The 12,706-nt window shown below is 72.4% G+C and carries 12 protein-coding genes; 2 read left to right on the forward strand and 10 right to left on the reverse strand.

From position 1 onward, the window contains the following. Positions 1-31: 31 nt before the first annotated feature. The 8 genes from ACIRJR_RS00745 to ACIRJR_RS00780 all read right to left on the reverse strand — a co-directional run bounded on the left by ACIRJR_RS00745 (position 32) and on the right by ACIRJR_RS00780 (position 8,345). Complete coding sequence (locus ACIRJR_RS00745) at positions 32-223, reverse strand: ferredoxin (protein WP_403771709.1); 192 nt, start codon at positions 221-223, stop codon at positions 32-34. Positions 224-275: 52 nt separating this feature from the next. Next, positions 276-1,499 (reverse strand): cytochrome P450, encoded by a 1,224-nt coding sequence (locus tag ACIRJR_RS00750; protein WP_403771711.1) that lies wholly within the window; start codon positions 1,497-1,499, stop codon positions 276-278. Continuing rightward, positions 1,496-2,734 carry an NAD(P)/FAD-dependent oxidoreductase gene (locus ACIRJR_RS00755; RefSeq protein WP_403771714.1) on the reverse strand — a complete coding sequence of 413 codons (1,239 nt, stop codon included), beginning with the start codon at positions 2,732-2,734 and terminating at the stop codon, positions 1,496-1,498. The genes ACIRJR_RS00750 and ACIRJR_RS00755 overlap by 4 nt, the downstream gene beginning before the upstream one ends. Before the next feature lie 84 nt (positions 2,735-2,818). Further along, positions 2,819-3,466 (reverse strand): TetR/AcrR family transcriptional regulator, encoded by a 648-nt coding sequence (locus tag ACIRJR_RS00760; protein WP_403771717.1) that lies wholly within the window; start codon positions 3,464-3,466, stop codon positions 2,819-2,821. A gap of 332 nt (positions 3,467-3,798) precedes the next feature. Beyond that, complete coding sequence (locus ACIRJR_RS00765; protein ID WP_403771720.1) at positions 3,799-4,251, reverse strand: flavodoxin family protein; 453 nt, start codon at positions 4,249-4,251, stop codon at positions 3,799-3,801. A 76-nt stretch (positions 4,252-4,327) separates the two neighbouring features. After that, positions 4,328-6,598, reverse strand: coding sequence for a heavy metal translocating P-type ATPase (locus tag ACIRJR_RS00770; protein WP_403771723.1), 2,271 nt, complete (start codon positions 6,596-6,598; stop codon positions 4,328-4,330). Positions 6,599-6,773: 175 nt separating this feature from the next. Beyond that, positions 6,774-7,214: an NUDIX domain-containing protein gene (locus ACIRJR_RS00775; protein ID WP_403771726.1), complete on the reverse strand. Its 441-nt coding sequence runs from the start codon at positions 7,212-7,214 to the stop codon at positions 6,774-6,776. A gap of 159 nt (positions 7,215-7,373) precedes the next feature. Next, positions 7,374-8,345, reverse strand: a complete 972-nt coding sequence (locus ACIRJR_RS00780) for a LysR family transcriptional regulator (protein WP_403771729.1) — start codon at positions 8,343-8,345, stop codon at positions 7,374-7,376. A 149-nt stretch (positions 8,346-8,494) separates the two neighbouring features. On the opposite strand from ACIRJR_RS00780, the gene ACIRJR_RS00785 reads away from it, so the two are divergent. After that, positions 8,495-9,373, forward strand: coding sequence for an SDR family NAD(P)-dependent oxidoreductase (locus ACIRJR_RS00785; RefSeq protein WP_403771732.1), 879 nt, complete (start codon positions 8,495-8,497; stop codon positions 9,371-9,373). 237 nt (positions 9,374-9,610) lie between these two features. After that, complete coding sequence (locus tag ACIRJR_RS00790; protein WP_403771735.1) at positions 9,611-10,456, forward strand: SDR family oxidoreductase; 846 nt, start codon at positions 9,611-9,613, stop codon at positions 10,454-10,456. A gap of 150 nt (positions 10,457-10,606) precedes the next feature. On the opposite strand, the gene ACIRJR_RS00795 is transcribed toward ACIRJR_RS00790, so the two are convergent. Both ACIRJR_RS00795 and ACIRJR_RS00800 read right to left on the reverse strand, forming a co-directional pair. Then, entirely contained in the window at positions 10,607-11,161 is a 555-nt protein-coding gene (locus ACIRJR_RS00795) for a hypothetical protein (protein WP_403771738.1), read from the reverse strand. A 213-nt stretch (positions 11,162-11,374) separates the two neighbouring features. Next, on the reverse strand, positions 11,375-12,703 hold the full coding sequence (locus ACIRJR_RS00800) for an enolase C-terminal domain-like protein (RefSeq protein ID WP_403771741.1): 1,329 nt from the start codon (positions 12,701-12,703) through the stop codon (positions 11,375-11,377). Between the last annotated feature and the right edge of the window lie 3 nt (positions 12,704-12,706).

Genomic DNA, 12,706 nt, shown 5'->3' on the forward strand with positions numbered 1-12,706 from the left:
TGCGCCACGGCCCTCCCCGGCCTCGGTCGTGTCAGTCCTGGACCGTGATGGCGAGGGCCGGGCAGACCGCCGCGGCCTGCTGGACGTCGTCGGCGCGCGCCGACGACGGCGCCGGGTCGAGCAGTACCGCGATGCCGTCGTCGTCCTGGTCGAACACGTCGGCGGCGGCGACCACGCACTGTCCGGACGCCACGCACCTGTCCTGGTCGAGGGTCACCTTCATGAGCACTCCTTCGTCGTCGGTGTCGCGGTGGGGCAGGGTCGGGGTGAGGGGGTCACCAGGCCACGGGCAGTTCGTGGACGCCGTAGACGGATCCGTCGTGCTTGAACGACAGCTGCTCCAGGCCCGTGTCCAGGCGCAGGGTGGGGATGCGCCGGTAGAGGGTGCTGTAGACGACCTGCAGCTCCATGCGGGCCAGCGGCTGGCCGAGGCACTGGTGCACGCCGAAACCGAAGGCGACGTGGCGTCGGGCGTCGCGCCGGAGGTCGAGCCGGTCGGGGTCGGCGAAGACCTCGGGGTCACGGTTGCCGATGTCGTTGGGCACGATGATCCCCTCCCCCGCGCGAATGACCCCGCCGGCGATCTCGATGTCCTCCAGGGCCACACGCCGGCGGCCCCCATGGGTGATGTTGAGGTAGCGCAGCAGTTCCTCGACGGCGCCGGAGACCGCCTTGGGGTCCTCGGTGTCGCGGAGCAGAGCGAGCTGATCAGGGTGCTCCAGGAGGGCGAGGGTGCCCAGAGCGATCATGTTGGCGGTGGTCTCGTGCCCGGCGAGCAGCAGGAGTACGCCCATCTCGGCGGCTTCCCGGCGGGACAGTTCCCCCGCCTCGACGCGCGTACCGAGGCCGGACAGGAGGTCGTCCGCGGGACGGGCGATCTTGTCGCCCATCAGCTCGTCCAGATACCCGATCAGGTTGCCGTGCGCGGCACCCCGCTCCTCGGGCGCGGCGCTGCGGCTGATCAGGGTCTTGCTGTTCCTCTGGAAGAAGTCGTGGTCGGCGTACGGCACTCCGAGCAGTGCGCAGATCACGAGCGAGGGGACCGGGAGGGCGAACGCCTGGACGAGGTCGGTCCGCGCGGGGCCGGACAGCATCTCGTCGATCAGTCCGTCCACGATCTCCTGGACGACGGGGCGCAGGGCCTCCACCCGCCTGATGGTGAAGGGGGCCGTCACCATCCTTCGCTGCCGGGCGTGTTCGGGGTCGTCCATCAGGATGAAGCTGAAGCTCGACCCCCTCACCGGCGCCGGACTGGGATAGCCGGGGCGGGTCACGTCGGCGCTGATCCTGGGGTCGGCGAGGAGGGTTCGCTGATCGGCGTAACGGGTCACCAGCCAGGGCGTGGTCCCGTCCCACAGGCGGACCTTCCGTAGCGGCCCCTGCTCCTGCTCGGCCTTCAGGGCGGGCGGTGGGTCGAACGGGCACCCCGCCGCCCGGGGCATCGGGAACTCCTCGGCCGAGGGCGCGTGCGCCTCTTCCGGACGTACCGAGCTGGTCATCGCTTCCTCACTTCGTCGTGCGGTGGCTGACGTCGCGTCGACCGCGTCACGGCGCGGACGGTTCGGGGGGACAGGGCGGGGCCGCCGATCTCGGGACGGCGGAGCCGGGCCTGTCCGGGCATGTTCCAGCCGAGGACTCCGGTGACCCGGCCGTCGCGTGCGTAGCGGGCGACGAAGCGGCCGCTCGCCGGTTCGCCGTCCACGACGGTGACCTCGGCATCGGGCCCGAGACGTCCATGGGCCTGGATCCGGGCGTCGAACTGGTCGGTCCAGAAATAGGGCACCGGGACGTACGCCCGGTCGGCGCCGAGGATGTCGTCAGCGACGGCGAGGGCCTGCTCGGTGGCGTTCGTACGGTTCTCCAGGCGCATCGGGGTGCCGAAGACCTCGTGGTGCCAGGCCGCCACGTCCCCGACGGCGTAGATCCCTTCCGCCGCCCGGCAACGGGAGTCGCACACGAGGCCGTCGTCGATGCGCAGCCCGCTGCCCGCCAGCCATCCGGTGGCGGGATCGGCACCGATGGCGACCATGACCACATCGGCCGGGAGCACCTCCCCGGTGTCCATGCGCACCCCGGTCACCCGGCCCCGGGCGGTCGTCAGGCCTCCGACCGCCTCGCCCAGCCGCAGGCGCACGCCGTGTCCGGTGTGCAGGGCGGCGAGCCGGCCCGACACCGCCGGCCCGAACTGCGCCAGCATGGGCGCCGGGAGGGGGCCGGCCAGGGTGACGTCCAGCCCCATGGCGCGAGCGGTGGAGGCGGTCTCGGAGCCGAGCACACCCTCCCCGACCACGACGAGCCGCCGTGACACGAGGAGGTCCGACCGCAGCGCGAGGGGGTCGTCGAGCGTCCTCAGCACATGAACGCCCTCGGTTCCCTGCCCGCCGGGCAGGGTTCTCGGTCGGAGTCCGGTGGCCACGACGACCGCGTCGGCGCCCAGTTCGCGGCCCGACGCGGTGCGCACCGTACGGGTGCGTGGGTCGAGGCCGGCAGCCGGATCGCCGAGCAGGAGTGCGGCGTCCAGGGCCGCCAGCACATCGGGGGTGCGCAGCCGGGTCGTGTCGGGGGACCTGGTGCCGGCCAGCACCTGTTTGGACAGGGGAGGGCGGTCGTAGGGCGGGTGGAGCTCACCGCCGAGGAGCGTGAGCCTTCCGCGGTAGCCCTTGCGGCGCAGCGCCTCCGCGGTGGCCGGCCCGGCGGCGGACGCGCCGACCACGAGCACGCGTGAGGGGGTCATGGGACCTCTGCTCTCGGCACGGGCAGCCCGCGGGGACCGCCGATGCGCTGGTGGGGGGAGTCAGGGGGCGGAGTCGGGGGGCCGTCAGCGGCAGGGCGTGACCGGAGCCGTCCATAGTCCGACGACGGCGTCGATGAGACCGGTGGCGGTGTCGTGCCAGTTCGTTCGGGGCGTGGCGGTGTGCGCTGCGAGCGCGCGTTCACGTTCCGCGCAGGTGTGGAGGATCAGGTTGCGCGACATGGCCGCTCGCTCGACGTGGACGTCGGCCGGCAGGTCGGGCAGGCACCGGTTGAGCCCTTCGAGGGTGCGCAGCGTCGGTGGGCAGGCGAGCGATTCCTCGGCCATGATGTCCTGCAGCGCCGGGTCGGTCATGACCTGGGCGCAGAACCGCGCGAACCAGGTGGGGCTGCCCAGGGCGGCCAGGTGCTCGGTGGTGGGACGCACCAGGCAGGCGACCCATTCCCCTATGTCCGCCGGGTCCTCGATACCGGCCAGCAGACGCGCACGGGCCTCCTCGATGGGGCGGCTGTGTTTCCGCGTGATCGCACGCACGAGGTCGGCCTTGGTCCCGAAGTGGTAGCCGACGGCTGCGTTGTTGCCCTGCTTCGCGGCCTCGCTGACCCTGCGGTTGGACACGGCGTAGACGCCGCGCTCGGCGAAGAGGCGCTCCGCGGCGTGCAGGATCCGTTCCCGTGTCTCGCCGACCTGCTCGGCCCGCGCCGTCCGTTCCATGCGCCGTCTCCTCGGTGGGGGCGTTCGGGCGTCCAGGCAATCCGGTCCGGCGAGGTCGGTCAAGCAACTGACTTAAAGATGGCCGAGATGGTCACACACCCACCGCGGGAAGGTCTCCTCATGTCCGCGGCACCCGTCCCACCTGCCACGATCGGCCCGCGGGTGACGGTGCTCCCGGGGGTGCCCGCCGCCGTGCGGGATGATCCCGCCTGTGCCTGGACCGGGGCGTGAAGTCCTCGGCAGGCGTGCGGGATCGGCGCAAAGCAGCCCGGCGCGCCCCGGCCGCCGACGCGAAGGCGGCGGAACCCGGTCCGTCAGCCCGGCGGGGGCCCTCAGTCCATCAGCCCGGCGGCGACCGTCGCCCCCAGCTCCCAGCACGCCTCGGTGTCGGCCCTGCCCGGCTCGCCGGTGACGGTCACGGCGTCGGCCGTACGGCGCCATCCGAGGCCCGTGGTGATCGCCTCGATGCCCCGCACGGCCCCGGTGACGTCGTTGCCGCCGTGGACGTAGTAGCCGAACGGGCGGCCCTTGGTCGTGTCCAGGCACGGGTAGTAGACCTGGTCGAAGAAGTGCTTCAGGGCGCCGGACATGTACCCGAGGTTCGCCGGGGTGCCGAGCAGGATGCCGTCGGCGGCGAGCACGTCGGACGCGGTGGCGGCGAGCGCGGCCCGCCGCACGACGCGTACGCCCTCGATGTCGTCCGTGGTCGCGCCGGAGACCACCGCCTCGAAGAGCGCCTGGCAGTTGGGCGAGGGCGTGTGATGCACGATCAGTAGAGTGGCCACACCTTCAGACCCTGCCGCTCCGGCCCGCCGGGCGCAAACCCCGGGCGTGTTGCCACGGCCCGGGAGGCGAGCCGCCTCAGCCGGCCGCCCGGAAGCCGCGCAGGCGGAGGCTGTTGCCGACGACGAAGACCGACGAGAGAGCCATGGCCGCTCCCGCGATCATGGGACTGAGCAGACCGGCCGCGGCGAGCGGGAGGGCCGCCACGTTGTAGGCGAAGGCCCAGAACAGATTCGAGCGGATCGTGCCGAGCGTCCTGCGGGCGAGCCGGATCGCGTCGGCCGCCACCCTCAGGTCCCCGCGCACGAGGGTCAGGTCACCGGCCTCGATGGCGGCATCCGAGCCGGTCCCCATGGACAGACCCAGGTCCGCCTGGGCGAGCGCGGCCGCGTCGTTGACGCCGTCGCCGACCATGGCGACGGTGCGCCCCTCCGCCTGTAGCTTCCTGACGACCTCGGCCTTGTCCTGCGGCATGACCTCGGCGATGACCTCGGCGATACCGACTTCGGCAGCGACGGCTTCGGCGACGGCCCTGTTGTCCCCGGTCAGCAGGACGGGCTTCAGTCCCAGGGCGCGCAGCCTCCGGACCGCCTCGGCGCTGGTCTCCTTGACGGCGTCCGCGACCTCGATGACCGCGCGCGCCTCACCGTCCCAGGCCACGGCGATCACGGTGCTCCCGCCCTTCTCGGCCAGGTACTTGGCGCTGCCGAGCTCCTCGGGAAGCACGACGCCCCGTTCGGCCAGCAGTTTCTCGCGGCCCACCAGGACGGCGTGACCGTCCACGACACCCTGGACACCGAGGCCGGCGATGCCCGCGAAGCTCTCGGGAGAGGGCAGAGCACCCACCCTCGCGCCCGCGCCCTCGGCGACCGCGCGGGCGATCGGGTGCTCGGAGGAGTGCTCCAGCGCACCGGCCAGACGCAGGACTTCGGCCTCGTCCGTGGACCCGGTGGTGTGGACCCTCAGCAGCGCCATACGGCCCGTGGTGACGGTACCCGTCTTGTCGAGGAGGATCGTGTCGGCCTTCCGGGTGTTCTCGAGGACCTCCGGCCCCTTGATCAGAATGCCCAGTTGCGCCCCGCGTCCGGTGCCGACCAGGAGTGCGGTGGGCGTCGCCAGCCCGAGCGCGCAGGGGCAGGCGATGATCAGTACCGCTACGGCGGCGGTGAAGGCCGCGGTGAGTCCGGCGCCCGAGCCGAGCCAGAAGCCGAGGGTGGCGAGTGCCAGGGCTATGACGACCGGCACGAACACCGCCGAGATCCGGTCGGCCAGGCGCTGAGCGGCGGCCTTCCCGTTCTGGGCCTCCTCGACGAGCGCGGCCGTCCGGGCCAGCTGGGTGTCGGATCCGACCCTGGTGGCCTCGACGACCAGGCGTCCGCCGGCGTTCAGTGTGGCCCCGGTGACGGAGTCACCCGCGGAGACCTCGACGGGCACCGACTCACCGGTGAGCATCGAGACGTCCACGGCCGAGGACCCCTCGACCACCCTCCCGTCCGTGGCGATCTTCTCGCCGGGGCGGACCAGGAATCGGTCTCCGGCCCGCAGGGCGGCCGCGGGCAGAGTGATCTCACGGCCGTCCCGCAGCACCGTGGCCTCCTTGGCACCCATCTCCATGAGCGCCCTGAGCGCGGCTCCCGCCTTGCGCTTCGAGCGGGCCTCGAAGTACCGGCCGGCCAGGACGAAGGCCGTGACACCGGCCGCGGCCTCCAGATAGATGTTCCCCGCGCCGTCGCTGCGGCCGATCGTGAACTCGAACGGATGCGTCATGCCGGGCATCCCGGCCGTTCCGAAGAACAGCGCCCACAAGGACCACAGGAACGCGGCCGACGTACCGACCGAGATCAGGGTGTCCATCGTCGCCGCACCGTGCCTGGCGTTGGTCCAGGCGGCGCGGTGGAAGGGCCAGGCCGCGTAGGTGACGACCGGCGCGGCGAGCGTGAGGGAGAGCCACTGCCAGTACTCGAACTGGAGGGCCGGGACCATCGCCATCGCGATGACCGGCACCGCGAGCAGGGCCGCGGTGACGAGCCTCCGGCGCAGGGACAGGAGCTCGTCGGCGGGTCCTTCCTCGCTCCGGCCGTCGGGCGCGGTCCTGGAGTCGTCGCCTCGGGGGCGACGCGGGGGCGGCCGCCGGGCGGTGTAGCCGGTGGCCTCGACCGTGGCGATCAGGTCGTCGACCGAGACGTCCTCGGCGTAGGTGACCCCGGCCCTCTCCGTGGCGTAGTTGACGGAGGCCTCGACCCCCTCCATGCGGTTGAGCTTCTTCTCTATGCGCGCCGCGCACGAGGCGCAGGTCATGCCGCCGATGGCGAGCTCGACCCGGGCGGCGCCGGAAGTCGTGGGAGTCATCTCCTGCTCCTGTCCGAACGGGAACCAATATACCCCTAGTGGGTATCAGCCACTCCTTGCATGTATACCCCCCACCCGTATCCATCGCAAGTCGTCCACGCATACCGGTAGGGGGTATATGGCCGGCGGCGCAAGATCTTCGGAGTCCCGGCCTACCGGTTGTTCCTCACCCCGGTCACTCCGGAAAGAGGGGCTCGCACCGCCCCAGCCATGCGTCCTGACCATCGGCGAGCGGCTGCCGCAGGGGAAGAGGGAGGAAGCGGCAGGCGAAGAGGAGACCGGCGTCGTCGCCGCTGCCCCGCACCCGGTGGTGCCACGCGTCCGGGGTGTCCGCCGGCGCCAGGAGCAGGAAGAAGGTGGTCCGGCGCGACTGCCGTGTCCTGGGGTGGGGCCGGTCGTCCACGGCGATCTCGCTGATCACGGTGGCGATCGAGAGGCCGGTCTCCTCCACGACCTCCCGCAGGGCCGCTGCGGCCGGCTCCTCTCCCGGCTCGACTCCCCCGGCGGGCACCTGGGTTCCCGCCTCCGGCATGCCGACGTGGTCGAACACCAGAAGCTCGACGACGGCGCGGCGCCGGACCACGTAGGCGGCGACACGCTTCCTCAAACCGGTCACCCCAGCTCCTCGCGGCCGCCGGAAGGTGCCGCTACGGCTGCGTGAGCGGCGTCGGCCTGCTCGACCAGGAGTGAGGAACTCAGCGGTTCCCAGGGGCATGCCAAGTAACCCTCCGGCTTCCGGCGGCCGGCGCCCGTCCGGATCCCGCTCCGCGAAGGCTCAGGAGGTCACGGGGACCGGCGCGGCGGGCCGGATCTCCCCGGCGCCGTCGTCCGAGGGCGTCCCGCACTCCACCGGGGTCGTCACGCTCCGCCCCCTCGCCCGGAACGACGTGACGGTGTGCCGGACGAAGCGAAGGATGCCCGGTGTCGTCCGCTCCTTCGGCCAGACCAACCGCAGGGGCACGGACGGCCCGTCCTCCAGACGGATGCCGACGGTCCCCTCGGGCGCACCGGCGCCCTCCGACGGCGCGGCCGCGAGCGCGACGGCCTGCCCCAGCCTGACGACCGCCAGCATCTGCAGACCGTCGCTCACCCGGGGGCCCGGCGTGCCCGGCAGCCCGTCCGGCCAGAAGCCCGGGTCGTCGAACGGGGCGCCCGTACCCGCCCAGCCGAGCAGGGGCTCCCCCGCGAGATCGGCGACGCGCAGGCTGTCCCTGCCCGCCAGCGGGTGCCCGGCACCCATCAGCACGCAGACGCTTTCACGGCGCAGTACCACCCCGCTGAGCCCGGGGTCGCGCAGCGGTGCGCGCCACAGCGCGATGTCCGCCCGCCCCGACCTCAGCCGTTCGAGCTGGTCGTCGATCGTGCCGACGGCCGTCCGGGCGGGATGGGCCGGGTCGGTGTCGTTGTACGACCGGACCATCCCGTCCAGCAGAGCCATGTCGCAGCCGGGACCGCTCACCGTCACCGAAGCCCGCTGCTCGGCGACCCGGCGCACGCGTGCGGTCACGTTCCCCGCCTGCGCCAGCAGCGACCTGCCCTCGTCGAGCATCGCGCTGCCGGCAGCCGTGAGCGTGACGCCTTGTGGGGTGCGCAGCAGCAGGGTGGTGCCCATGGTCTTCTCCAGGGCCAGGATCGCCCGGGAGAGTGCGGGCTGCGTCATCGCCAGCCGTCGGGCGGCGCGAGTGAAATTGCCCTCCTCGGCCACAGCGACGAAGTAGTGGACCTGGCGGATCTCGACGTCACCCATACGGACATCCTCCCCCACCTGAGGCCATGCCGTCGGGGCATCGCACCATGCCGGATCGGAACTTCCATGATCGGCGCCGGGGCTGTCTGCTGGAGGCACGGACGGAGGGCGCCCCGCCTTCCGGACACAGCGTCGAATGGGAGCACAGGATGAACGAGCGCACCCCGAAGAGGGCAGTGGTGACGGCCGCCACCGGCGGCATAGGCATGGAGACGGCTCTCGGCCTGGCACGTCAGGGGTGGGACGTCACCGTCGTGGCGCGCGACGAGGGACGGGGAGGGGCGGCGGTGGCCCGCATCGACGAGGCCGCCGGGCGCCGGGCGGGTCGCTTCGTCCGCGCGGATCTGTCCTCCCTCGCGGAGACCCGGCGGATCGGGGAGCGCCTCGCCGGCGAAGGCCCCCTGGATCTGCTGGTGAACAACGTCGGCGGCATGTGGACCGATCGCAGGGAGAGCCCGGAGGGCATCGAGGCGAGCATCGTCCTGAACCACCTCTCTCCCCGTGTCCTGACCGAGGTGCTGCTCGACGCCCTCGCCGCGGCGGCCCCGAGCCGCGTCGTCAACGTCACGTCGAGCGCGATCGCCGCGGCACAGACCGTCTTCGACGACGCCGAACCGCCGGGCCCGCACTACGGCCTGGCCGTCACCGGACGGGCCAAGCTGGCCCATCTCGCCTATTCCATGGAGCTCGCCGGGCGTCTGGGGCCCCGGGGCGTCACGGTCCTCGCCGCCGACCCGGGCGCCGCCGCGACCGACAACGCGGCGCAGATGACCATCGAGATACTGCCGCCGGCCCTGCGACCCCACTGGGAGCAGATCCAGAAGGGCGTCTCGGCTCCCGTCGCGTCCGCCGCGACGGGCCCCTTGGCCGCCGCCACCGATCCCGCCCTGGAAGGACGTACCGGACTGGTCATCGGCCCCACGGGCACCGTGGACGACACGCTTCTGGCCTTCGTCACACCCGAGCTCACCGAGGCCGTACGCGCGTGGACGGCCGGGCTCATGGCGACGGCGGCCCAGCGGTCCTGACAAGGGGCCAGGGGCCCGGAGAGCCGCTCGACGGGCCCGCCGGTGGACCGTGGCTCGAGGCCGGCCCGGACGCGGAGTCCGGCGCGGGCGGGCTCCTCGCGGATAGTCACTTTCCTATAGGTACCTACTATATCGACGGTGCTAGCTTTCGTCGTGTCGCAGCGAGGCCACCCCGGCCCGCGGCGTTCTCGCCCGCTCGGGCGTGAACAACACGGCGAACTGACACGGGAGTTGATCATGATCGTGGTACTGGGAGCGACCGGCAACGTCGGCCGACCGCTGGTGCGGGCACTCGCGGCAGCCGGTGAGCAGGTGACGGCGGTGTCCCGGGGAAGGTCGGAGGTGGTCCTGCCGGAGGGTGTCCGCCACCAACAGGCCGACCTGACCGCCCCTGAGAGCCTTCGGCCTCTGCTCGACGGCGCCGACGCGCTGTTCCTGCACGACGGCGGTGGCAGTGTGCAGTCGTTCAGCCCGCAGGACATCCTCGACGTCGCGAAGGCCGGCGGAGTGGGACGCGTCGTGCTGCTGTCCTCCCAGGGGACCGTCACCCGGCCGCAGTCGCTCTCCCATGGCGGCGTGGGACGGTCCAGGGAGGAAGCCGTACGGCAGTCGGGCACGGAATGGACCATCCTGCGGCCTGGCGGCTTCCACTCCAACGCATACGCCTGGGCCGAGTCCGTCCGTGCCCGGCGGACGGTCGCCGCGCCGTTCGGCGACGTCGGCCTCCCCACCGTCGACCCCTCCGACATCGCGGAGGTCGCCGCAGCAGCCCTGCGCGAGGACGGCCACGCCGGACGGTTCTACGAACTGACCGGTCCCGCCCTCAGCACGCCCCGGCAAGGAGCGGAGGCCATCGGCGACGCGCTGGGCGAGCCGGTCCGGTTCGTCGAGCAGACCCGCGACGAGGCTCGCGCACAGATGCTGCGGTTCATGCCCGAGACCGTGGTCGAGACCACCCTCGGCATCCTCGGCGAGCCCGGTCCGGCCGAGCAGCGGATCAGCCCCGACGTCGAGCGGGTCCTCGGCCGCGCACCCCGCGCCTTCGCCGACTGGGCCCAGCGCAACAGCTCCGCCTTCCGGTAGGAACCGGACCCGCCTGTCGGCCCCGGCCACGGCGTGAGCTGCCGCGGGTGACGGCGCACGAGGGTGTCCTGATGGGTACGGGGCAGGATCGATCCGGCCTCCAGTGGCGGGGCCCGGTGTCGAGGGGAACGGGGGATCTGCCGGTACCGGTCACCGTGTTGTCAGCGCACGGCTCCTCGCTCGGTTCCTCGCGATGTTCCGGATCTTCCTGGTGCTGCCCGACTCGGCGAGCAGGGCGAGCACCGCCGGCGACATCGACGTCTCGGCGAGGACGCGCTGCATCCAGTCCGTGGCGTTCGACAACTCGACCGGTGTCGGCACGTGACCGTCCTCGACGGCCAGACGGAGCAGCCAGTCCTGGATGCGGCGGCGGATGAACTCGCGGTACCCCGCCGTCCGGAACCGATCCGTCTCCGGTCTCAGTTCGTCCGTCCACTGCCGGAATTCGCCAGGCCCGGCGGCCTTCATCGCGATCCCGTCCACGAGGGCGACCACCGCCGACTTGGACACCATGTCGAGGGGATCGCGCAGGATCGTGGCCACGAGCGCCCGGTCCCGGTCGCGGCTCCGCGAGGAGACGGCCACCGAGACGACGCGTCGGTACGCGGACGACCGCACGTGCTCGTCCGCGACGGCGTCGTCGACATCCACGTCGAGGATGCCTGCCCCCGCCAGCAACTCGGCCACATCGGCGTGCAAGGTCACTGTGTCATCCCTTTCACGGGACCGGGCTCCCCGTCGAAGTCGTCGAGCCGGGCTCGGAGTCGCTGCCGCGATCCGCTTCGGCAACATGGGAAGTGTCCGCTCCGGCACACCGTGGCACCAGGCCCGGGACCTGGTCCGTCCGCTCACTCTCGCAGACCGGCCCGGGCCGGCCGGAGCGGCGGCTCCCGGCCGCCGCTCCGGATCCTGGTGTGGCTACCGCACCAGGCAGGGCCGCTTGGCGTCGAAGGTCCAGCCGGGGACGAGGTACTGCATGGCGTCGGCGTCGTCCCGTGCCCCCAGCGCCTCCTGCCGGTAGAGCTCGTGGGCCGCGTGCAGGCGGTCCATGTCCAGCTCGACGCCCAGGCCGGGGGCGTCCGGAACGGCGATCTCGCCGTCGGCGATCCGGGGCGGGTTCACGGTGAGCCGTTCCAGGCCCTCCTGCCAGATCCAGTGCGTGTCCAGGGCGTTGTACTCACCCGGGGCCGCGGCACCGCAGTGGGTGATCATGGCAAGGGAGATGTCGAAGTGGTTGTTGGAGTGGCAGCCCCAGGTCAGGCCCATCGCGTTGCACAGCTGCGCCACCCGCACCGATCCCTGCATGGTCCAGAAGTGGGGGTCGGCCAGCGGGATGGACACCGACTGCAGGGCCAGGGCGTGGGTCAGCTGCCGCCAGTCGGTCGCGATCATGTTGGTCGCGGTCGGAAGGCCCGTCGCGCGTCGGAACTCGGCGAGGACCTCGCGCCCCGAGTAGCCGTCCTCCGCACCGCAGGGGTCCTCCGCGTAGGCGAGGGTGCCGACCAGCGGGGCGCACAGCTCGACCGCCTCCCGCAGCGACCAGGCGCCGTTGGGGTCCAGGGTGATGCGCGCGGCGGGGAAGCGCTCCTTGAGGGCGCGTACGGCCTCTACCTCCTCCGCGCCCGCGAGGACGCCGCCCTTGAGCTTGAAGTCCCTGAAACCGTAGAGGTCGTAGGCGGCCTCGGCCTGGCGGACGATCGACCCGGGCGTGAGGGCCTCCTCGTGCCGGATGCGGTACCAGTCGACGTCGGACGCGGGCTCGCGGACGTAGTCGAGGCCGGTGCGGTCGGGGTCGCCGACGTAGAAGAGGTAGCCCAGCACCCGCACCGAGTCCCGCTGCTGACCATCGCCCAGCAGGGCCGCGACCGGGACGTCGAGGTGCTGGCCCAGCAGGTCGAGCAGCGCCGACTCGACGGCCGTGACGGCGTGCACGGTGGTCCGCAGGTCGAAGGTCTGGGCGCCGCGTCCGCCCGAGTCGCGGTCCGCGAACCGGCTCCCGATCTCACGCAGGACTCGCTTGTAGTCGCCCACCTTCGCGCCGACGACCAGCGACTCGGAGTCCCGGAGGGTCCGGGTGATCTTCTCGCCCCCGGGCACCTCCCCCAGTCCCGTACGCCCCTCGGAGTCCTTGAGGACGACGATGTTGCGGGTGAAGAAGGGGCCGTGCGCTCCGGAGAGGTTCAGCTCCATGCAGTCGCGGCCGGCGACGGGGTAGACGGCGAAGTGGGTGACGGTCGGCTGGTTCATGCG

Origin of the sequence: Streptomyces sp. NPDC102402 (genome assembly GCF_044765765.1) — a bacterium.
Taxonomy (GTDB): Bacteria; Actinomycetota; Actinomycetes; order Streptomycetales; family Streptomycetaceae; genus Streptomyces.

Excerpts from the sequence above, each read along its gene's own strand:
- ACIRJR_RS00745 (WP_403771709.1), bottom strand. The coding sequence starts at position 223 with ATGAAGGTGACCCTCGACCAGGACAGGTGCGTGGCGTCCGGACAGTGC.
- ACIRJR_RS00750 (WP_403771711.1), bottom strand. The coding sequence starts at position 1,499 with ATGACCAGCTCGGTACGTCCGGAAGAGGCGCACGCGCCCTCGGCCGAG.
- ACIRJR_RS00755 (WP_403771714.1), bottom strand. The coding sequence starts at position 2,734 with ATGACCCCCTCACGCGTGCTCGTGGTCGGCGCGTCCGCCGCCGGGCCG.
- ACIRJR_RS00760 (WP_403771717.1), bottom strand. The coding sequence starts at position 3,466 with ATGGAACGGACGGCGCGGGCCGAGCAGGTCGGCGAGACACGGGAACGG.
- ACIRJR_RS00770 (WP_403771723.1), bottom strand. The coding sequence starts at position 6,598 with ATGACTCCCACGACTTCCGGCGCCGCCCGGGTCGAGCTCGCCATCGGC.
- ACIRJR_RS00780 (WP_403771729.1), bottom strand. The coding sequence starts at position 8,345 with ATGGGTGACGTCGAGATCCGCCAGGTCCACTACTTCGTCGCTGTGGCC.
- ACIRJR_RS00785 (WP_403771732.1), top strand. The coding sequence starts at position 8,495 with ATGAACGAGCGCACCCCGAAGAGGGCAGTGGTGACGGCCGCCACCGGC.
- ACIRJR_RS00790 (WP_403771735.1), top strand. The coding sequence starts at position 9,611 with ATGATCGTGGTACTGGGAGCGACCGGCAACGTCGGCCGACCGCTGGTG.
- ACIRJR_RS00800 (WP_403771741.1), bottom strand. The coding sequence starts at position 12,703 with ATGAACCAGCCGACCGTCACCCACTTCGCCGTCTACCCCGTCGCCGGC.